We start from the raw sequence: 19,661 nt of genomic DNA on the forward strand, positions 1-19,661 counted from the left end.
TTGACTTCCCGCTCTTTTATGTGATAATGAAGCTATATAAAAATATTGGGGGTTTTTATGAGCGAATTATCTGAACATGATTTATTAAAAAGCCAAAGGATAATTGATTCCTTAGATATTGACAAAATCAAGAAAAATGCAATGTCAGTTGAAGAATGGATTGCACACAATGATAAATTAAGAGAAAACTATAACAAAGAAAGGGAAATGTCGCTTAATGCTAATTATTTCTAATAATGGAGGAATTAAAAGAATACTAAGCCTGATATCGAAAAAATCCTTACTGCTTTTCAAAACAAAGCTGTCAGATATAGGGGGTATTATTAAAACCCCCTTTGTAATTCATTTAAATAATTTTTCATTTATTTGTTCTTTCGTTGATAAAAATACTGTTTTAGTACTTGCTTTCAGATACAGTAAGCCCAATTTCAATTTTGGAGAAAAATCAGGCGCCGCCGAGATAAACGTTATTGAAAATCATTTTCTTGATAAAAACTTAAGAATATAATTTAAAATGTCATCAGGGAAGTCGCTTTTCTGTATATATTCTGTTCTACCAGCACAACGCAGACTTTTATTGATCAGACTTAGATTTTTGAGTGGTTTACCGTCAGGTGATTGAACCCATTTCTCCACACTCTTCCCTGCTTCATAGTAAAACCGTTATATTTCTAAAAGAAATGGCAAGGCATATAACAGCCCCATTATATACTTTAAAGCAGATTACATAATACTTTAATAACATATACATTTATAATATCCACATTAAATGATTAACTAATTTCTACCGCGCCATCTGGCTTGCTCAACCCTTCACAGCGGAAAACAAGTTTTCGACTGCTCAGCGTTTATCAGAAGATAATATTATTTTTCTTTGTCTATTGCCTTTCCCAGCATGGAAGAAAAACGGCTCTGGTAACGCAGATTCAGTCCATTTTCCGTTTCCTTATTTCCTTGTATTGAATCATCATTTTTTAATTCAGGATCTACTGTTCCGACTTGCTGTTTCTCTCGTTTACTTTTTACTGTTGAAATTTTATTTTTCTGCTCTTTTTTCATATTTTCATTTTCTCTGGCTCTGGCCCCGTTACTTATGAACCTTTTGCGTTGTTCTTCTGTCAGCCCGGCACAAGTAATAAGAAAACCCACCAACATATCCTGATCAACGTCCAGCCCAAGATACTTTGCAACCTCACCTCCCAGCACAATTTTCCTGTGCGTTTTCTCTTTACGGCTCAGTGCCTTTTCTTTTGTGGTCAATCTGTTCAGTTCCTGTTGTGCTGATGCTAATAGTTGACGTAAATCTTTTCTTTCCATAATTATCTCCTGTTTTTTTGGTTTTTCATTCCTGACAGATCAAAAAATAAAATTGCCTTTCATTGATTTTTGAATCCAGACATCAGGGCTTCCAAGGTTTTTTGATATTTTAAGCCTTCACGCAGAGGGCTACTCACTCTTTTGGGTATTTTCATTATTTTATTAAACGTTTTTATCGATAAATAACAGATTTATTTTTACTTGCAAATTTTACAAGATGATAATTCCGGGTTATATTTTAATTAAGCATTAAGGAAACATCCCTTCTTCGATTTATATCCCTTTACCCCAAAGCTTACGCGCCTCTTCTTTCGGCGCTTAAATCCAAAGAAAAACTTGACCATTGTTTTATTTTGATTCGGCGCAATCTGAATAAAAAATAAATACAATGCCCACTTATACATTGCTTCGCAACGTGTGGGCCTGGCGGGGGCCTTAAAGTCAAAATATAAGTTTTTCTTGCAAAAAACTAAAAGCAGAAAAGGTCAACACCTTTAAAAAATTAAAACCAACAGGAGTAATTATTGTAGTATGGCAATATTTCATTTATCGTTTAGTATGCTCAAAAGATCCGCAGGCAAATCGTCCTGTTATCTTGCCGCATATAATGCAAGAGAAAGAATAGAAGACATGAGAACAGGAGAAGTGTACGATTATTCATATCGTTCCGACCTGTTCCATCACTGCATTCTTGCGCCAGAACACACACCTTTCAATTTTATTAAAAACTCTACTGTGTTGTGGAATGAAATTGAGAAAGTTGAAAAAAGGAAAGACGCCCAGCTCTCACGTTATTTTGATATCGCTATTCCTGTTGAACTTGATAACGATGCCAAAATCGCGTTGATTGAAAACTACTGCAAACGTAATTTTGTCAGTAAGGGCATGATTGCCGACATCTCTTTCCATGACCTTGACGGTCATAATCCACATGCTCATGTCATGCTTACTTTGCGTGAGATAACACCACAAGGTTTCGGCAACAAGAACAGAAGCTGGAACGAGCATGATTTGATGGATGAATGGCGTGCGTCATGGTCCAGAATGTCTAACCGTGCACTGGAACGTGTTGGTTCCAGAAGTCGTATGGATCACCGTTCTCTTGCTGCACAGCGTGAAGAAGCCATTGCTCTTGCGAAGGCAGCACAGGAAACGGGAAGACAGGATATCGCTAATGAACAACTGGCTAAGGCCATTGAGCTTAACCGCCCCGCGCTGACTCGAATAGACCGTAAATCATGGCACACCAAAAGAGCCAAAGCGTTACGTGCCGCAGAACAGGTGCAGGCAGCACAGACCAAACAAGCTGCTAACGATTTCAGGCAGTTGTTTAACAGTGATGTGGGTCATCTCATGACCGTCAACCTCAACACTTTCCGTATCGAGACGGTTAAGGCTAAACCTACACAACAGCAACCTGTACTTGTCATGCCAGAAAGAAAACGCCACTTTAAGCCTGCCGAGATTAAGCCAAAGGATATGTCCCTTTACTATGGTGTTAAGCCCAAAATGGCAACGCTACCGCTGTTAAGACGTAAGCGTAAGATAAATTTACAGAAGCTATATGATTTTATTGAAACTTTTGTGAGTGTGTTAATTAAGCGTCCGACGAAAGAAACTCAGCCAGAACCAGCTACGGGCACAGTGCCAAATCCGGCTGTTCCTGACCCGCTTGATGAAGTGATGATTGACCCTGTTACGAAATTGAAGATTACCAAGCGCCAATGGGAGGCTATGGGTACAGGAAATAGATCAGCAGATGTTTCCAAGCCTACGGATGCTAACTACATCTACGATTCTAAGAAGAAACCAGTAGCAAATGAACACAACAAGACTATTACCTTTCCGCCATTGCCAGATGATGCAGAAAACAAAAATGCTCAAACCAGAAAAATAACTTTTAAATCAGTAGGCAGATTGTCTTTCAAATGGAAAAGTAATAACATTTAATTTTATTCTTTTGATAAAATTTAGTTGAAAAAATAAGATACAGCACCAAATGAAAAGTTATATATTTTGTAAAATAAACACTGAATCATAGTATCCTTTTGGGAAATTTAAAATGGAAAGATTTGTTATACTTACCTTAAATTGGCTGTATGAAAAAAGACATAATGTCATTATATTTTTAGCATACATCATCCTTGCTGCTCTCCTGTTAAAGCAACATGTTTACTTTGCTTTTGCGTTAATGTTTTTAATCAGTTTAAAAGAAACGTATCCCATAAGTAAAAAACCAATTAAAATAGCTAAAAGTGCATTCATGATAAAGTTTTACAATATATTTATTTGGTTTTTATCCTATGTAATATCTCTAAAAGTATTAAGTTACTCAATTGGCATCAGCGAGGACAAGTTAAAATACGCACCTGTAATTATGGCAATACCTGTTTCTATAATATTAATTTATATGCTAATAGCCTTGGCTTCTCTTTTTATGTTATTATCAATACAGGTCTTAGCTCAACTATCCTTTTTCATGACTACAAAATTAAAAACTAAAATTACAAAATCAGAATATTATATATTTGCAAGCAGATTTTATTATCTAATGGTTTTACTTGTTCCTTTTTTACTGGCTGTTGCTTATATTTCACCCTATTTTATAAGAGTGGCATTGTTTACAGATTCAACTTTCATATCGGACTGTGGTGAAAAAGAAAAAAACAGAACTTATATAAGGGTTGATGATAAATCCTGTCTAGTATTTAATTTAAACTGGTCAGTTATTACTGAGACGCCAAAAAAAATAATAAGTGATGAGAAAAAATAAGCATTAATGTTCCCTAAACTATGCACTGCTATTTTTACATGTTTTACATTCAGCGGGCTTAATTAATTAAGCCCTTCTATTGGTATTACCCAAGACTTGCAACTTTATGTTTAAGAGTCGATTCAAGCCCCTCACGGAAACGCACCTGTATCATTTTTCTTGCATCTGATAAAGTCTTATCACCCTCACGGAAAGAAGATATTTCTTCTTCAAGGATATTAATCAGAACATCAACACTACATGATGGATATTTACTAATCATATAAACTAAATAATAAATTTTTTGTTCCATAAAAAAAATATCTGGTCTATTATAATATGCTGCAATTGATTTTTTATATCTATTAATAATTTCAAGTGATTCAGAAATATCAAAGCCATTCAAGAAAAGATCATCATAATATTTGCTAAAAATATATTGTTTGTGATTTGATGATTTATCCGGTTCTCCTTTTTTAATCGCTAACAAAAGCTGACCAAATTTCTCCATTGTGATTTGATAATTGTAATTTTTATCACTATCGCCTATATCGCCACTCTTTCTAGAATAGAGAATATCATAATTTGACAAATAATTTTCAATATCTATTTGTTCAGAGCTTAAAGATTTTAGATCGGCTGTCGATATTGAATTTTGGCTATTAGTATATTCTGCAATCTTATTTATTGTATTATCATTACCGCTAGAAGAGAAAATCCTCACAAGAATTTCACATTCATTCAGAATATCAGATATATTCTTTTCCGACTCTTTATTAAAATCATGGATAGTTCGTAAAGTTTGCCCACCATTCAAAACCTGAAAATCATTTATCCTCATCTTTTGCTTTCTATTACCATTGATACCTTCAGAATGAATTTCTTTAGCTACCATTGTAATTCCATTGTTATACATGAATAACTTTGACGGACTATTACTTAGCGTTTTTTTTATGTTTACATTATATTTTGAGTTCATGACAAAACCACGAACATTATCAAATAAAACACCATAATCCAATTCGGTTTTTGATAAAGGATTTATATCTTCAATATTATAATCATCCCTTAAAGAAGAATTTTTAGAAGTAATTCTTATTAATTCACTGGCTTTCATTCTTACAATATAAGATTTTGAAGATGACAGATCATGTTCAACATAGGGCATAATACAATTAGAATCGAAAAGTATTGATGCACATATTGGTTCTGGCCTTAAAGACATCATATCTGAAATATAATCTAATGATATTGACTTCACTTCGAGATCATATATATCTCTTAACCTATCCAAGTGAGCATCGTTTAACCGTATGTTATTACTCTCATTACTTACCGAATAAAAAGTTATTCTCCATATATTATTTCCATTTAATAACTCTATGATTCTCTCTAACGAATCCTTCACCTTTCCATTAACACCAGACAGATTTTCAGTTTCAATTGCGTTAAAATACTTTGAACTTATGAAAGGATCATTAATAGCTTGCGTAGATGTTGCGCTGAACTTTTCTCTATATTTGAAGTTAAAGAGATTTATTTCTTGGTTTTCGTCATCAAACAAGACAGCATCAATGCCAAGATCATCATGCCCCACACCATAAACAATATCATTGAAATCAGAATCTATAATACATTGTGAAAGATCAACGATATCTTTTCCTCTACCAAAAGATTCTAAAATAAAAAGATAGAATCCAATCCTACGCTTATCGATTACCTTTTCTTCTGGCAATGTTTTTTTAATGGGAATCGTTTTTGTAAGAAGATTATAATACCTCTCACACTTAACATTCAAATTTTTGAACGTATTCAACCCTGCCATCTCTATCACCTTTACTCTTGAATAATTGAGTTAATTATACACCTAAAATCAAGAATAACAAATAATACACAACTGGGCATTCCATGTTAATGGTAGAAAAAATATCAAAATGGAAGTATTAAAACATAGCCCAGAAGTTTAGTTGAAAAAGGTAGTAGTCAAATGCACGATAGCAGAGCCTCTGCCATCAATTAAATATTCAATATACTTATCGAATCAATCCATGATCCATTTTAATCACCTTCCATGCCATATTACCGTTATTATGGGTGTTGAATAACCTATCTCCAATGTCATAAACGACACCAGTTATATTGACTTTCTGCCCTTTTCTGTATTTCAGAATATCTTCATCCTGACCTACATAGTAAGACAATAATACAGCCCCACCGCAGTAGTTGGTATCAGGCGTCTGGAAGATGATGGCGTAAGTTTTATGGTCTCTCTGCGCACCTAGGTACTTCATTGTATCATAGGCTTCCTGCGCTTCTAACACAGTGGCATTGCTGATGCTGACTTTCTTGCCAATCCAGTTCTTTTTACCCGCCATAGCGTTGGATTCATAATCACGACAAATAACGTCTAAGCCGTTAACGGTGTTCACAGGAAGATTATCAGAGGCAAGAGTTGCGCTCTTGCTGGTTGATGAACTTAAAACCCCACTCAGAGAAGATAAAGAAGAGTTGATAGACTCCCCTACTTTCCCTGTTGCGTCAGACAACTGTTGACAACCTGCGAGCGTAAAAGCGGCAGATGCTAATAAAGCCGTGATCGTTTTTTTCATTTTAAATAACCTACAAAGGATTATAAAAAACTCACTGCCCTGAACTTGTCATTCAGAACAGTGAGTAGTGTTGGTTTCTTTGATGTCGGCAAAGCCATTAACGTGCGGTCGGACGAATCCAGCTGACTTTATCTTTGGTTTTGAATTTCAGAATCAGCAAAGGGCCAAGCATTAACGCGAGCAAAGTAATCACCATTACCGGCGTGGATTTGGTGAGATAGGCCATGACAAATCCCGCAGGAATGCCAATAATCGTTCCAACGACTACCAGCCCCTTCATAGTCTGCTGGCTGACATAACCTTTTACTCTTTCCGCACCACATCCCCTGCACACTGACACATGCTCCTGCACTTCTGTACCACAAAACGGACATTCAGACATGCTCTTTTCCTCGCCAGATTAACTCTAAGTAATTGATATAATTGATCTGAACAAAGGGCCTGTCATATCGTTTTTATCGATCAAACCCACAGCATATGATAGATATAGACTATCAAAACAAACATATCGATCGATAGATACAATTAATTACCGATCGATAAGAGCCCATTAATCGTCAATAACTATCAATATTTAAATATTGATCGATATTACAGATCAATAAATTAATGAAATGCGAGACTAATTGACTGTTTTGCACTCCGGTCTGGCAGCTATTCACTTAACAAGCCAGCTTCTGAAAAGGTACTTGACTCATAACGCGTACCATTCGTCAGCGGTGGACTGATTGAAGCTGTGTGGGATCGCCACAGGCGCACTTGTGGTGACTACTATCGGTGCATCCTGTCTCGACATTGGTTTGCTGTTTGTCGAAGCCGGTATGGCGGTGGGTACTTTACTGGCGAACTGGCAACCAAGGCCAGGGACAGCATTACGGCTGTCGTAACCGCCTATATTGAGATATTGCCCCCGTTTTGCATAATGTGTTCATGGACGACAGACCTCCGGCCATTGTCACTGACAGCATGGTGAAATGCACTAAGGACAATGCCACTTAGAGCCTATCTCAATAGGCGATAAAACCGGGGCTTAAAATAGTAAGTTTTAATGCTCCGGTCCATGTAATCCGGTGATCTTTCCGCAACCAGAACACCAGGTGGAACCAGCATCCATTACCCTGGGATAGGCTCTTAGCAGATGGCCGAATACTCCTCACTTATGTTTATAAACGGCCTGTCAGATGACCATAAATGGCAAATGTAGCGATGTTAGATGCAGCTATTTAATTTTTCTGCTTACCATCTTGGTTTGCTTCGATTCCGTTAAAATATAGGATTTAACAAATGACAGACGATCACCATTGAACATAAAATCAGGATTAATGAAGTAATAATTCTGGATCATAGTTTCAGCGATGAAACTCTTTTCTACAAGTTCTTTCATACCTTTAAAATAAGTTGTTCTGGATATTTTAATAATCGTTTTATCTACAATATCATACGACATTAAAATTGTGTCGGTGTCCTTTTGCTCCTGCATTGCTCTGTACAATATTTCGAAAACCTTTGTCCCTGCCGAGGATAATTCAGTAATCGCTCTGACGCCATTAACATAAAGTTTTAAAAATTGTGTTTTATCCACTTCTTGGTATTGAAAAAAACCAGCCCCACCTAAATATTCTCCTGTGTTCTCATTAACAACCATAAGTCTGTCTTTCCCTGTTGATATTCTTTTTACTCCTCCTTTTGTATTGTTGCTCGCAGACATTATAAATGGGTTTTTCACATGGCGTTGTAATCCTCTTCTTGATTTATTCGTTATCTCCTGTGACATTTTATTTTCCTTTTATTATTGTTATTATATTTTTAATTAACACATTTATTTTAATAGTCAACACTTAAAGTCCATTTATTTTTAAATAAATAGCATTTCAAGTATCAAAGACTGACACTTGAAGTATCAAAATATTATTTAAAAATGAACTCACAGAGTTTAAATGAGAATAATAATCGATTATAGTCCCCAAACCACGGACTTAAAGTCCCCGGATCGCGAACTCTGTTTTAAGCTATATCTGGTCTGAGGGCAGTTTCCTTCTTCATTATTAATATATAGCGAAGCGTCAGATGATCGTCATTGCTTTTTATGAGGTAAAAATACCTTATGATCTTCGTTCATTTTATGTAACCTTATACGGATTTTATTCCGCGTCAGTAGGTTTTATTTTTTATTTAAAGAACCTACGCAACTTTTAGGTTGCGTCATTGGGTTCAAAGGATTTGATCAGTATTCTTCTTTAACTAAAACACACATAGTCCCTGACTCATGCTTTTTTGCCTTTTGAGGGGGCAACCAGCAGGTCAGGACGTAACTATTATTTTTTTATTAGTTTTTCTTTGCAGCATATTCGCCTGCTCATATGCTGCTTTAAAATCAAAACCTTTGTTAAGGAAGCTTTCTTGTTTTTGCTTCCTACTGTCAGCAAAACCGCTATGCGCTCACGCGCACTGACGACTTAAAAAACATAGATTTTATGTCAAAACTATTTTCTTCATCGCGTGAAGATTTCTCTTCATTTTAATGGTGAAAAATGAAGTAAATCACTTCATCAGGTGAAGAAAATCTGCTTTAAAATTTAAATCCTAAGGGCGAGAGCCAAGGTTTTAGCGATTGAGCGCGTTAGCTCAATCAAGACCAACCATTTATCCAAGATTTTTAATTTTCGCGTAGTGTGAGCAAGCGAACATGTAGCTATGTAAAACGTTATTGCTAAAATATTCAGCCTATACAGGCATTGCTGGTTGCCCCTAAAAGGCAAAGAAGCAAATGCTCTGTTGTTGTCTTCTGTTATTTATAAAAGAAGATCTTCAACTACCATGAACCCCACAGGCACAACCTTATGTTGTGCAGGGGTTTAATAACATAATTAAGAAAAAGGGTTTCATTAATAAAAAGTGGCGGGACGTCCAGCTTGAGTAAACATTTTCCAGTCGAAACCGATTGGTGAGATTTAAAATCTCACATGGTTGTAATCCCTTTACTTTATTAATAATATTAAATATATTACCGGACGAATTTGTCATTATATTCATAAAGTTACAGAAAAAAGGTTATGTTGAAGCATAACCTGGGTTATAAAATTACATAACTACGGTTATGTTTAAAGATAACCATAGTTATGCTTAAATATAACGTTAATAACGTTGCGTTATTAACTGACATTCTGGACGACCGTCCACTTATATTAAACTTTTTCCATTTATTTTTGACTTTTTTATTAACATTAGTGTTAAATGCATTAATAGCAAAACAAATATAATAATAAAGGATAAAAACATGCAGAATATAAACTTTAAAATAATTGAGCGAATGACACCGGAGCAGTTACAGGACTACATTGATAAAAACCACTTCTCTGATACACAAGCGCTTAAAATATACCAGCACCATAACAAAAACCATAAAAACGAAATGCGCTATATAGCCAGAAAAGAAGGCATAAGATCTATTACAAAAGGCATTGACTATGTTCATATTTTTACTAAAAACTTCGAGGAACTCGCTAATATGGATATATCCAGCAACGAGCTAAAAGTAATAGCTAAGATTCTTAATAAAATGGAGTTTGGTAACTGCTTTCACGTTTCACAGGCAAAGCTATGCAAAGAACTAAATATCAAGAAATCCAACATGTCTATTATTTTCAAAAAGCTCAAAAGCAAATCGATAATCATTGACAAAGACGGCGATCTTTTTATGAACTCAAATATATTTCTAAAAGGCCAGTACCACACAATTAACGAAAAACAGCGTCCTAACGTTCAAAAAGCGCAACTATTCAATGTTGCCGACAATCCAATGTTCCAGAATGTTTACTCTTACCACTCAGAGAACGATATTAATGAGAGCCTGTCAGAAACAGAAAATTTCGCTTCTCAGGATCAAGATGAATCAACCAAACCAGTTTTAATCCCTCCTCCAGAAAAACCAGAGGATAACGGCACAGAAGAAGATAACGTGTTTTATATGAAGGACTGGGATCTCCCCGACTTCCAGTTACCGCCTACATAACTATAAGGAAAACCATAATGCTAAAAAATGAAACAAATATAATACTTAACATCCATAACGACGAGGACGGCATAGTCAGCGTTATCGAAAAATCACTGATTCGCTATTACTCCGTTAATGGCTTCCACCATGACCAGTTCGAGGATAATTATCTGAACTACCTCAGAATGCTTTTCACCGGGCATCAGTTCTATTTTCTGGATAAAGAAAAATTATTGTCATACAAAGATCAGATTTTCAGCACTGTCATGTCAATAGTCCGGGACGATCTTTTAGAGAACGTCGAACCAGTGGAGCTTTACCAATCCTGCCAGTGGCAACCAGAAGCGGTGGAAATGGTTCTGGCTGAGCTTTTTAATAACAGGCTACTCTTATCCATAATCAGCCACTGACGCGCTACGTAGCAGCCACACCCACGCCCAGATTGGCTATTGGGTCCGTGATGAGCGAAAAACGGAAGTTGATACATAAGCAAGACTTAAACAATATGTACAACCACTATCTCAGAAATTCAAACTCAACGTTTAAAGCAAACGCTGAGTTCTTTTACATGAATTTAGTACTATTTAATCTAAACATCTAATCTAAAATGAGTTATTTCATCATCATTTAAATATGACATTATTTTTAAGATATGAGATATAGTTGAACTGATTTTTTCCGTTCTATCGATAGAGGTGAATTTTATTAACAATCTTGAGAAACCAAGAAGAAATTCATTTTTCTTATTATTAAGTGAAATTCTTGATATTTTTTCACCTGCACCATCGAATCCCTCAGGGATGAGTGATTCTTCATCAGTTACTTTGTCAAGGCAATCTATTGCCAAGATATCATTCCATAACTCCTTGCTAACACTTACCGAGTCTTGATATTCAAAGCCTTTGTAGAAATCGAGATCCATATTATTCAACCTCCGAGTCTGTGTCTAAATCTGCTGCATCTACATTTTCAAAATAGATGATTTCATTTTCTTCAAAAATTTTCTTCGCACCAGGTTGAATGTCATGTCCTGAGACAACCACCTTAGCTCCTTGTTTTACTATTTTTCGTGCAGTAGTTGTACCAACACCATCCCTATGAACTTTTACTTCAATAAAATCATCCTGATCATCAGACATTATTTCTCCTAATTATTTATTTTGTAGTTTTAAATCAATGAGATGAATTAATTTACTGAGGTCTTTTTTATTGACTCGAATATCACCTCGTTCATCATTACCTTCAGTAGCCTCTATATCTAGTCCATTTTTTTTTCCAAGATTTTCTATTGCATCAACAAGATCTTCATGCTTAATTGTTGATTCAGCAGCTTTACGAGCTGCGCTTATTTTTTTCACCATTATAATATCCCATCTATAAGCAGCTGAGTGACGCTTTACTGTTTTCAAATCCGATATTTGAAGATTCTGTTAGTTCGAATCTTAGAGCTATCGTTTCGAATGAAATTTCATTGCCAGCTATTTTATCTAAAAAAACACTCTGCATAATGAGATATACGTCATAATTTGTTAGTTTTTTTTGGTTCATTTTTTCATATAAAGAAAAATAGTCAAAATCATCTGCCATACCCAAATCTGATATTATGGGTTTAAGCCACATCTCAAATTCGGATATTGTGATGTTATTTTCTATTGAGAATTTGAGTGAAAACCTACGTTTTACAGCCGTATCAATCATTGAGTACATATTTGTCGTTACTGTTATAATAGGAGGGTATTTATAATTCATTGACTCAATTTCATCAATCTCTTTAATAAAGGTGTTAACTAAGCGTTTTACACCAGAAGACTCATTTGAAATATATCTTGAGCATAAGACTGAATCTACATCATCAAAATGAACAAATATTTTAATTTCCGCCAATGCTAAACTATCCAGATGCTTAAAAAACTCATTCAAGTTTTTCGAAGACATGCCAAGATCTTTATCTAACAATAGCTCCAAGCTTATGTAAAAATACTTGAACCCTTCCCCACTCAGGCGTTTTGCTATATTTTTCAATAATGTTGTTTTACCAGTCCCAGGTGAGCCATGAAGTAATATAGTTGGATTGAAATTATATATCCCTCTCTTTATAACCCAATCATCAGACCATATTAAATTACAAAATTTAAATATTTTTTGAGATTCATCACTTACCCCAAATAATTTAACTGGTTTATAACTATCGATTTCATATTCTGTAAAAAAATTTCTCATCAAAAATCCTTTCGGGTTTAAAATTACACAGAATGAATTCTTTAATTTTACCGTCAAGAAATTATCGATGGCAACTGATAAGTTAAAGAATCTTCATTCAGAACCGAAAAATATAGTTAAAAATTGACGTATTCAAGATATCATGCTCGGCATCTTATGCCGAATCGTTCGAAAGTTACGTATGTCATAGTGTAAGTGCCCCATCCAGACGAACCATGAGCTTTTAGATATCTGACGTGCCTTTACTTTCGCAATTTCCGCTCTGGGCACATAGCTGCCCTTGCTCATAAGCTAACCCGCTTAATGGGGATCAAGCAACAGATCCTCAACACAAACCCCATCCCTCTCCATCTGTCCAAGAATTTTCTTCATTTAAGCTGCCTTGCTGCCCCCTCCCCGATCTCTGCATAGTGCTCAGCACGCCTCTCAGCTACTATTTTTCTGAACTTAACTAAAATTTTTTCCAGAGTTTTGATATCAGTGCTAGCAACCGCCTGCTGGACTTTTCTGTACTGATACAGGATATGGAATTCATCAATCATTTTAACCCTCTTGTTTTTTACTCAGGCAGTAATCAACGCTGACATTAAACTTTATCTCAGCGAACTATAAGCAATTAAATCAATTGACATTTTATCTAAAATATTAGATAATCCATTTATTAACCAACGGAGGTATCTATGACATTAAAATATTACGACAGCCCTTTCCACGTAACACATGATGCAGACACTGCTAATAAAATCGCAATGAAAGTGGATCTGTCCATCATGATCAGCAACCTGATAAAAGACAAAGGCTGGACACAAAAGGAAGCCGCCGAAAAGCTCGGCGTTCGTCAGTCCCGTATATCGGAGTTGAAGAATGCCAAAATAGAGCTTTTTACCATTGATGCCATGTTCGATATGCTGGATGCTCTCGGCTTCAAAGCCAGAATGACTATGCCGGATCTGCACCACGCTATCATCGGGATAAATGAGATTTAAGCCGCAGACTTATATTTCTTCTCGCGTTCGTTTGCTCTTACGCCAGACATAAGCTCTCTGAACCTCTTCTCCATAACGGCCTGAGCCTTACGGTCAACGCCGTTGGTTGTTTTTTTGAAAGAATGCAGCACAACCACCGTATCAAGATACCTGCTGATGTGGATACAGCGATAAGCCGGACTACCGTTTATTTTAAGCTCGAAGACACCTGTTTCCATGCTATCCATAGCACCAACGGGCAGTTCAGTTAATTGTCCATACTGGATACGGCGTAAATCCTTTCCAAATGCGTCCTGAACGTCTTCCGGTAATGCTTTATATTCTCTTTCTGCTGCTTCATTAATAAATGCAAATTTTTTCATAATTTTTCCTCTAAAATGTAAACCTGCCGGTTTTAATAGAATTACGTAAAGGACATATCAGGGGCACTGACATGCCAGAGTTTTTCAGGCTGCTTTATTACGTGAACTGTTAATTAACTTATAAATCCATTCATCTATTTCACTTTCAATAAATGCAATAGCCCTCGCACCGATCTTCACTTGCGATGGGAATCGCTTCTCATTTATAAGCTCATATATTGTGGTTTTACTGATACCCGTTCTTTTAATCACTTCCGGTAGACGAATAAGGTTTTCTTTTCTTTCAGACATGTTGATTTCTCCTCTGCTGTGTCAACGAGGAGAATTATATGGTGAGTGAAGGTCAGAAATGAGTGACGATCCGGACAGGGAGTGACTGCAATTTCCTGTCCGGGAGTTTACGGAAGTTAATCAGCTTCTGTTTCCGAGAGTTTCATGACGTCTGAAACTCTCCAGTTTTTCATCTCATTGTTTTTATTGATATATAGATTAAACTGACGCAAAAAATCGACCTTTACAGCTTTCATCGCCAGCGGTCTGTCCGTGTCCTTGATATGATGTGCATGTCGGATTCGGTTGTCGTCGTCGTCATCTGTATAAAGTAACCGTGAGAGACGGTCATCTGCCATGCGCAGATTGTTTTTTGCAGCCCATATAATAATGTCCAGCATAGGTATGATACGGTAGTTAATCAGCTTTTTAATGGTGCCATGACCAAAGCGAACCGGATCAGGTGGAGATTCGGGTATACCTTTAAATCTTCTCCATTGCGGTAAAGCGGCCTTTATGGACTCCGTGATTTCCTCATCGGTCCCATTAGCCAGATCCACTTCAAGAAGTATGCTTGTTGGAAATTTATCTTCCATCGCCTCTGTTATCACCTTTCCTGAGTGAGCCAGATTGATACGGTACGTGTTATCTCCAATCCAGTAGTACATCTCATTCAGCATGGCCGTCACGCTGATTTGAGCCAGCCTTTCTGTCGTAGTGAAAAAGAAGTGTGGGGGCTGGTAAAGACGCACATCAGGGTTCATGTTTTTTACCATCTCGGACGTTACCAGAAATGGCTTTCCTGACACGATCTGTCCATAAAACATGCCTAAAAACTGTTTTTCCTCCTCATCCGGATTCTCTTTAAAGAAAAGTGTTCTCACCCAGATTTCATAGTACAACTCCTGCAACGTCAGGGAGTCAAACTTCCGGTAAGTATCTATATCCAGCCACTTCCTGATTTTTTTGTTAAATTCCGAAGACCAGTTCCTCATCAAAACCTCACTTACATATTTTCCTGCATAGATACTATCAGTGAGGTGGTCATTCAACTACCGCTGTAAACAATCGGCGCAATTTGACAGAAGGTGGTAAAAAGAGTATGAGTTCGATAGCGTTCGCCAGAGAACGGTGAAGTAAACAATTGATTAAAATTGACTTTTTATCCCTCACAGATAAAAATGATGGCATAAATGATGTAACAAAATAACTATATAAATAAATTATCATTATTAAACAGGAGATTAAATCAGTGCTCGAGTCCAGTCAGAGAGCCAATTTAAGGAAAGCAGACGTTCACTAACGTCTGCTTTCTGCATTTCTATCAGCTGGTTATCCCTCTCTTCAGGTTCACCCTCGTTCACTAAAAACCACTCGAAGCCATACCCATTTGCTGGTAAAAATGTTGGTAATGGTAGTTCGATTGCGCTTTTACCAACAAACGGGGGATGTCGTTATGCCACTTACTGATGCTAAAGTAAAAAACGCCAAGCCCCTCGATAAGGAATACAAGCTGACTGATGGCTTTGGTATGTTCCTTCGCGTTACCCCTAAGGGTTCTAAATACTGGCAGATGGCTTACCGCTTCGACGGCAAGCAAAAAATCTTCTCCATAGGTGTTTACCCTGCTGTTTCACTTGCTGATGCAAGACAACGCCGTGATGAAGCTAAAAGACTTCTTGCTCAGGACATTGACCCTAATGTAAAGAAACAGGCCGAAGTGAAAGAGCTGAAAGCCAAACGCGACAGCACTCGTTCTTTCAAAGCTGTTACCAAAGCGTGGTTTTCTACCAAAAAGAAATGGTCAGAAGATTATCGTCATACCGTATTAAATCGCCTTGAAACCTATATCTTCCCGGATATTGGCAACAGAGACGTTACCGAGCTTGCCACTGGCGATCTGTTAGCCCCCATAAAAAAAGTTGAAGCCCTTGGCTATCTCGAAGTTGCTACACGAGTTAAGCAATACGTCACCTCTATCCTGCGTTATGCCGTCCAGCAACAACTTATCCGCTATAACCCGGCTTACGATCTGGAAGGCTCCATACAGAAACCTGAAACTGAACACCGTCCTGCTCTGGAACTTGAAGAGATTCCGTTGCTGCTTAAACGTATTGATACCTACAAGGGCCGTAGACTGACTACGCTGGCGATTCAGCTTAACCTGCTGGTATTTGTTCGTTCCAGTGAGCTGCGCTTCGCCAGATGGTCAGAGATCGATTTCAGGAGCAAGCTGTGGGTTATCCCCGAACAGCGGGAAGTCATCGAAGGGGTGAAATATTCAGGCCGTGGCACCAAGATGAAGCGTAAGCACTTCATCCCTCTCTGCCGTCAGGCAATTGCGCTGTTGAAAGAAATTAAACAGCTTACCTATGAAGATGGCAATGATGATGGTTTTATCTTCACGGGCAGCTATGACAGCTTCAAACCGATGAGTGAAAACACCATAAACAAGGCGCTACGTAAGATGGGCTACGATACCCGGCAGGACATTTGTGGTCATGGCTTCCGCACACTGGCCTGTAGTGCCTTAATTGAGTCTGGTTTGTGGTCAGAAGACGCTGTAGAGCTTCAAATGAGCCACAAGGAAAGCAATAGCGTCCGTGCAGCTTATACCCACAAAGCCAAGCACCTTGACCAGCGCCGCCTGATGCTCCAGTGGTGGGCTGATTTCCTTGATGCTAATAGCAACAGTATGATCAGGCCGTTTGAGTTTGCCCAAAGGTGAACACTTTGAGTTAGAAAATTACGGCTAACTGTTTGATAACCCATCACATAACTGTATGTAACCCTTTGTTTTGAAAATGTTTGAATAGCCATCACTGGTTGATGGCTATTAAACCATTCTATTATCATTTTTCAGCAATATTTGATATCGTAGCAGTATTAAATACCGAGGGAATATCATGATATCAGGTCTTGATGGTGGAAATTTCATCCTTAGCTCGATTGCTAAGGTAAGAGTCAAATCGGGTCTACTTGATAGAGCAACAATTGAAGGCTCTAAAGGCGAGTATACCGTGATTTTTGATGGTTCAGAGTGGGAAGGTAAGCCATTGGTCTTATGTAGCTCCAGACAGCCTTACGAAGCGCGAGTCTTCAAAAGCATAGATGGTGCAGCTGCAGAACTACTACGCATAGGTCTAAGTGAAGCTTCAATCAAAAACACCACAAAATCGAACACTAAATAATCAGGTTTAAAATGGATATGCAAAAAGAAACTATTTTTTCAGAAGTTGAAACTGCTAACAGTAAACAACTTGCTGTCTTGAAAGCTAACTTCCCACAGTGTTTTGATAAAAACGGAGCTTTCATTCAAGAAAAGTTGCTTGAGATCGTCAAGTCATCAGATGTTGAACTCTCTAAAGAGTCATACAGCTTAAACTGGCTTGGCAAATCATATGCCCGTCTGTTGGCTAACCTACCACCGAAAACCTTGCTGACAGAAGATAAAAATCATAACCAACGTGAAGAGAACAAGAACAGTCAGAATCTGTTAATCAAAGGGGATAACCTCGAAGTATTGAAGCATATGGTTAATGCTTATTCTGAGAAGGTTAAAATGATTTATATTGACCCGCCCTATAACACGGGTTCTGATGGGTTCGCCTATAACGATGATCGAAAGTTTACACCTGAACAGCTTTCTGATCTGGCTGGTATCGATCTTGATGAGGCTACACGTATTCTTGAATTTACTATAAAAGGTTCAAGCAGCCATAGTTCATGGCTGACTTTCATTTATCCTCGCCTTTATATTGCTCGCGAACTTTTAAAAGAGGATGGAGTTATTTTCATATCTATAGATGACAATGAAGATAAACAGTTGGGATTATTATGCGACGAAGTATTTGGTCAAGCTAATTTTGTTGCAAAACTTCCTACCATCATGAATCTCAAAGGAAACCATGATAACTTTGGTTTTTCAGATACGCATGAATATATATATGTGTATGCTAAAAACAAAGATATTTGTCATTTAGGACAATTCGATATAGATGAAAGTGAAGTTGAAAAAGAGTGGAATGAAGATGAGTATGGCCTATTTAAAAGAGCTGATACATTAAAACGTACTGGTCAAGATGCTTCTAGACAATCCAGACCAAAAGGTTGGTTTCCAGTATTCATTAATTCAGAAAACAAGGTTTATGCAACAGATGATGATAAGCCCCTACATGAAAATGATTATGTGCTTTATCCAGTAAGCCCTACAGGTGAAGAACTTTCGTGGTCATGGGGAAAGAGGAAAATAAATGATGAGTATTATAATTTAATAGTAATAGATATAAAAGATGGTAGAAACATCTATAAAAAACAGCGACCTGCTCTTGGTGATCTACCAACTAAAAAGCCAAAATCAATTTGGTATAAACCTGAATATAGTACGAGCACAGCAACAACTGAACTTAAAAACCTTTTAGGGGATAAACTATTTGAAGGTCCGAAGCCAGTACCTCTCATATCCGATCTTATAAAAATTGGAACAGAGAAGGATTCATTAGTTCTTGATTTTTTTGCCGGTTCAGGTACGACAGCTGAAGCTGTTGCATATTTAAATGACAAAGATTCTGGTTGCAGGCATTTTATATGCATACAAAAAGATGAAGATATAAATAAAACAAAACACGCTTATTCTATTGGTTATAGATCTATTTTTGAAATAACTAAAAAAAGGATACAGGAAGTTTTTAATAAAAGTTCAGCTGCAAGTGATAATGCGGCTAATGCAGGTTTCAAAATAATTCATACTATTGAGGACTTTAGAGCAAAAGATGAGTCAGAGCTTACGTTATCGAACCATACCTTCTTTGATGATGCTGTATTGACTCCTGAGCAGTATCAGACCCTATTGACTACATGGTGTGTGTATGATGGTAGCTTGTTAACAACGCCAATTGAAGATATTAATCTTAATGGCTACAAAGCGCACTTGTGCGATGGTCGTCTGTACCTGATTGCGCCTAACTTTACCAGTGAGTCACTCAAAGCTTTACTTCTAAAATTAGATTCAGACAAAGACTTTGCCCCTAACAAAGTCGTGTTTTATGGCAGCAACTTCGAAAGTGCGAAACAGATGGAACTTAATGAAGCACTAAAAAGTTATGCTAATAAAAAATCTATTGATTTAGATTTGGTGGTGAGGAACTAATC

General features: G+C 37.0%; 22 protein-coding genes and 1 pseudogene. 10 read left to right on the forward strand and 13 right to left on the reverse strand.

What is annotated here, in order from left to right; genetic code table 11:
- Window positions 1–57 precede the first annotated feature (57 nt).
- Window positions 58–234, forward strand: coding sequence for a hypothetical protein (locus tag SYMBAF_RS07845; RefSeq protein ID WP_160289806.1), 177 nt, complete (start codon window positions 58–60; stop codon window positions 232–234).
- A 630-nt stretch (window positions 235–864) separates the two neighbouring features.
- On the opposite strand, the gene traD is transcribed toward SYMBAF_RS07845, so the two are convergent.
- Entirely contained in the window at window positions 865–1,317 is a 453-nt protein-coding gene (gene traD / locus SYMBAF_RS07850) for a conjugal transfer protein TraD (RefSeq protein WP_052447807.1), read from the reverse strand.
- Window positions 1,318–1,848: 531 nt separating this feature from the next.
- On the opposite strand from traD, the gene mobQ reads away from it, so the two are divergent.
- A complete protein-coding gene (gene mobQ / locus SYMBAF_RS07855) occupies window positions 1,849–3,267 on the forward strand; it encodes a MobQ family relaxase (protein ID WP_185899925.1) in 1,419 nt (472 codons plus the stop codon).
- Window positions 3,268–3,379: 112 nt separating this feature from the next.
- Complete coding sequence (locus tag SYMBAF_RS07860; RefSeq protein ID WP_185899926.1) at window positions 3,380–4,090, forward strand: hypothetical protein; 711 nt, start codon at window positions 3,380–3,382, stop codon at window positions 4,088–4,090.
- An 85-nt stretch (window positions 4,091–4,175) separates the two neighbouring features.
- On the opposite strand, the gene SYMBAF_RS07865 is transcribed toward SYMBAF_RS07860, so the two are convergent.
- The 3 genes from SYMBAF_RS07865 to SYMBAF_RS07875 all read right to left on the reverse strand — a co-directional run bounded on the left by SYMBAF_RS07865 (window position 4,176) and on the right by SYMBAF_RS07875 (window position 7,060).
- Complete coding sequence (locus SYMBAF_RS07865) at window positions 4,176–5,894, reverse strand: AIPR family protein (protein ID WP_185899927.1); 1,719 nt, start codon at window positions 5,892–5,894, stop codon at window positions 4,176–4,178.
- Between the two features lie 208 nt (window positions 5,895–6,102).
- Entirely contained in the window at window positions 6,103–6,678 is a 576-nt protein-coding gene (locus SYMBAF_RS07870) for a hypothetical protein (protein WP_185899928.1), read from the reverse strand.
- Between the two features lie 97 nt (window positions 6,679–6,775).
- Window positions 6,776–7,060, reverse strand: a complete 285-nt coding sequence (locus SYMBAF_RS07875; protein WP_185899929.1) for a hypothetical protein — start codon at window positions 7,058–7,060, stop codon at window positions 6,776–6,778.
- 346 nt (window positions 7,061–7,406) lie between these two features.
- Between SYMBAF_RS07875 and SYMBAF_RS07880 the strand changes: the two genes are divergently transcribed.
- Window positions 7,407–7,565: a hypothetical protein gene (locus tag SYMBAF_RS07880; protein ID WP_185899930.1), complete on the forward strand. Its 159-nt coding sequence runs from the start codon at window positions 7,407–7,409 to the stop codon at window positions 7,563–7,565.
- 332 nt (window positions 7,566–7,897) lie between these two features.
- On the opposite strand, the gene SYMBAF_RS07885 is transcribed toward SYMBAF_RS07880, so the two are convergent.
- A complete protein-coding gene (locus tag SYMBAF_RS07885; protein WP_185899931.1) occupies window positions 7,898–8,452 on the reverse strand; it encodes a replication/maintenance protein RepL in 555 nt (184 codons plus the stop codon).
- Window positions 8,453–9,955: 1,503 nt separating this feature from the next.
- On the opposite strand from SYMBAF_RS07885, the gene SYMBAF_RS17675 reads away from it, so the two are divergent.
- On the forward strand, window positions 9,956–10,690 hold the full coding sequence (locus SYMBAF_RS17675; RefSeq protein ID WP_237162950.1) for a DNA-binding protein: 735 nt from the start codon (window positions 9,956–9,958) through the stop codon (window positions 10,688–10,690).
- Window positions 10,691–10,707: 17 nt separating this feature from the next.
- A complete protein-coding gene (locus tag SYMBAF_RS07895; protein WP_185899932.1) occupies window positions 10,708–11,082 on the forward strand; it encodes a hypothetical protein in 375 nt (124 codons plus the stop codon).
- Window positions 11,083–11,261: 179 nt separating this feature from the next.
- Here the strand turns inward: SYMBAF_RS07895 and SYMBAF_RS07900 are convergent, their stop codons facing one another.
- The 5 genes and pseudogenes from SYMBAF_RS07900 to SYMBAF_RS07920 all read right to left on the reverse strand — a co-directional run bounded on the left by SYMBAF_RS07900 (window position 11,262) and on the right by SYMBAF_RS07920 (window position 13,434).
- On the reverse strand, window positions 11,262–11,594 hold the full coding sequence (locus SYMBAF_RS07900) for a hypothetical protein (RefSeq protein WP_040265249.1): 333 nt from the start codon (window positions 11,592–11,594) through the stop codon (window positions 11,262–11,264).
- A 1-nt stretch (window position 11,595) separates the two neighbouring features.
- The gene (locus SYMBAF_RS07905; RefSeq protein WP_040265248.1) at window positions 11,596–11,811 is read right to left on the reverse strand and encodes a hypothetical protein; all 216 of its coding nucleotides are present in this window, start codon (window positions 11,809–11,811) and stop codon (window positions 11,596–11,598) included.
- A gap of 12 nt (window positions 11,812–11,823) precedes the next feature.
- Window positions 11,824–12,033 (reverse strand): hypothetical protein, encoded by a 210-nt coding sequence (locus SYMBAF_RS07910; protein WP_040265246.1) that lies wholly within the window; start codon window positions 12,031–12,033, stop codon window positions 11,824–11,826.
- A 13-nt stretch (window positions 12,034–12,046) separates the two neighbouring features.
- Window positions 12,047–12,892, reverse strand: coding sequence for an ATP-binding protein (locus tag SYMBAF_RS07915; protein ID WP_040265244.1), 846 nt, complete (start codon window positions 12,890–12,892; stop codon window positions 12,047–12,049).
- Between the two features lie 300 nt (window positions 12,893–13,192).
- Window positions 13,193–13,434, reverse strand: a pseudogene (locus SYMBAF_RS07920) (H-NS family histone-like protein).
- A gap of 138 nt (window positions 13,435–13,572) precedes the next feature.
- On the opposite strand from SYMBAF_RS07920, the gene SYMBAF_RS07925 reads away from it, so the two are divergent.
- Window positions 13,573–13,878, forward strand: a complete 306-nt coding sequence (locus tag SYMBAF_RS07925; protein ID WP_040265242.1) for a helix-turn-helix domain-containing protein — start codon at window positions 13,573–13,575, stop codon at window positions 13,876–13,878.
- Here SYMBAF_RS07925 and SYMBAF_RS07930 read toward each other — a convergent pair.
- The 3 genes from SYMBAF_RS07930 to SYMBAF_RS07940 all read right to left on the reverse strand — a co-directional run bounded on the left by SYMBAF_RS07930 (window position 13,875) and on the right by SYMBAF_RS07940 (window position 15,505).
- Window positions 13,875–14,240: a type II toxin-antitoxin system RelE/ParE family toxin gene (locus SYMBAF_RS07930; RefSeq protein WP_040265240.1), complete on the reverse strand. Its 366-nt coding sequence runs from the start codon at window positions 14,238–14,240 to the stop codon at window positions 13,875–13,877. The two genes, SYMBAF_RS07925 and SYMBAF_RS07930, sit on opposite strands and share 4 nt — an antisense overlap.
- 84 nt (window positions 14,241–14,324) lie before the next feature.
- Entirely contained in the window at window positions 14,325–14,531 is a 207-nt protein-coding gene (locus SYMBAF_RS07935; RefSeq protein ID WP_040265238.1) for a helix-turn-helix transcriptional regulator, read from the reverse strand.
- Window positions 14,532–14,647: 116 nt separating this feature from the next.
- Window positions 14,648–15,505: a DUF6387 family protein gene (locus SYMBAF_RS07940; RefSeq protein WP_040265236.1), complete on the reverse strand. Its 858-nt coding sequence runs from the start codon at window positions 15,503–15,505 to the stop codon at window positions 14,648–14,650.
- Between the two features lie 461 nt (window positions 15,506–15,966).
- On the opposite strand from SYMBAF_RS07940, the gene SYMBAF_RS07945 reads away from it, so the two are divergent.
- The 3 genes from SYMBAF_RS07945 to SYMBAF_RS07955 all read left to right on the forward strand — a co-directional run bounded on the left by SYMBAF_RS07945 (window position 15,967) and on the right by SYMBAF_RS07955 (window position 19,659).
- Window positions 15,967–17,238, forward strand: a complete 1,272-nt coding sequence (locus SYMBAF_RS07945) for a tyrosine-type recombinase/integrase (RefSeq protein WP_040265235.1) — start codon at window positions 15,967–15,969, stop codon at window positions 17,236–17,238.
- A gap of 178 nt (window positions 17,239–17,416) precedes the next feature.
- Complete coding sequence (locus tag SYMBAF_RS07950) at window positions 17,417–17,701, forward strand: hypothetical protein (RefSeq protein WP_082026938.1); 285 nt, start codon at window positions 17,417–17,419, stop codon at window positions 17,699–17,701.
- Window positions 17,702–17,712: 11 nt separating this feature from the next.
- A complete protein-coding gene (locus tag SYMBAF_RS07955; RefSeq protein ID WP_040265232.1) occupies window positions 17,713–19,659 on the forward strand; it encodes a site-specific DNA-methyltransferase in 1,947 nt (648 codons plus the stop codon).
- Window positions 19,660–19,661 lie beyond the last annotated feature (2 nt).

This window comes from Serratia symbiotica (assembly GCF_000821185.2).
In the GTDB taxonomy this organism is placed as follows: Bacteria; Pseudomonadota; Gammaproteobacteria; order Enterobacterales; family Enterobacteriaceae; genus Serratia; species Serratia symbiotica.

Coding starts and splice junctions, on each gene's coding strand:
- SYMBAF_RS07845 (WP_160289806.1), top strand. CDS start 58: ATGAGCGAATTATCTGAACATGATTTATTAAAAAGCCAAAGGATAATT.
- traD (WP_052447807.1), bottom strand. CDS start 1,317: ATGGAAAGAAAAGATTTACGTCAACTATTAGCATCAGCACAACAGGAA.
- mobQ (WP_185899925.1), top strand. CDS start 1,849: ATGGCAATATTTCATTTATCGTTTAGTATGCTCAAAAGATCCGCAGGC.
- SYMBAF_RS07860 (WP_185899926.1), top strand. CDS start 3,380: ATGGAAAGATTTGTTATACTTACCTTAAATTGGCTGTATGAAAAAAGA.
- SYMBAF_RS07865 (WP_185899927.1), bottom strand. CDS start 5,894: ATGGCAGGGTTGAATACGTTCAAAAATTTGAATGTTAAGTGTGAGAGG.
- SYMBAF_RS07870 (WP_185899928.1), bottom strand. CDS start 6,678: ATGAAAAAAACGATCACGGCTTTATTAGCATCTGCCGCTTTTACGCTC.
- SYMBAF_RS07875 (WP_185899929.1), bottom strand. CDS start 7,060: ATGTCTGAATGTCCGTTTTGTGGTACAGAAGTGCAGGAGCATGTGTCA.
- SYMBAF_RS07885 (WP_185899931.1), bottom strand. CDS start 8,452: ATGTCACAGGAGATAACGAATAAATCAAGAAGAGGATTACAACGCCAT.
- SYMBAF_RS17675 (WP_237162950.1), top strand. CDS start 9,956: ATGCAGAATATAAACTTTAAAATAATTGAGCGAATGACACCGGAGCAG.
- SYMBAF_RS07895 (WP_185899932.1), top strand. CDS start 10,708: ATGCTAAAAAATGAAACAAATATAATACTTAACATCCATAACGACGAG.
- SYMBAF_RS07900 (WP_040265249.1), bottom strand. CDS start 11,594: ATGGATCTCGATTTCTACAAAGGCTTTGAATATCAAGACTCGGTAAGT.
- SYMBAF_RS07905 (WP_040265248.1), bottom strand. CDS start 11,811: ATGTCTGATGATCAGGATGATTTTATTGAAGTAAAAGTTCATAGGGAT.
- SYMBAF_RS07910 (WP_040265246.1), bottom strand. CDS start 12,033: ATGGTGAAAAAAATAAGCGCAGCTCGTAAAGCTGCTGAATCAACAATT.
- SYMBAF_RS07915 (WP_040265244.1), bottom strand. CDS start 12,892: ATGAGAAATTTTTTTACAGAATATGAAATCGATAGTTATAAACCAGTT.
- SYMBAF_RS07925 (WP_040265242.1), top strand. CDS start 13,573: ATGACATTAAAATATTACGACAGCCCTTTCCACGTAACACATGATGCA.
- SYMBAF_RS07930 (WP_040265240.1), bottom strand. CDS start 14,240: ATGAAAAAATTTGCATTTATTAATGAAGCAGCAGAAAGAGAATATAAA.
- SYMBAF_RS07935 (WP_040265238.1), bottom strand. CDS start 14,531: ATGTCTGAAAGAAAAGAAAACCTTATTCGTCTACCGGAAGTGATTAAA.
- SYMBAF_RS07940 (WP_040265236.1), bottom strand. CDS start 15,505: ATGAGGAACTGGTCTTCGGAATTTAACAAAAAAATCAGGAAGTGGCTG.
- SYMBAF_RS07945 (WP_040265235.1), top strand. CDS start 15,967: ATGCCACTTACTGATGCTAAAGTAAAAAACGCCAAGCCCCTCGATAAG.
- SYMBAF_RS07950 (WP_082026938.1), top strand. CDS start 17,417: ATGATATCAGGTCTTGATGGTGGAAATTTCATCCTTAGCTCGATTGCT.
- SYMBAF_RS07955 (WP_040265232.1), top strand. CDS start 17,713: ATGGATATGCAAAAAGAAACTATTTTTTCAGAAGTTGAAACTGCTAAC.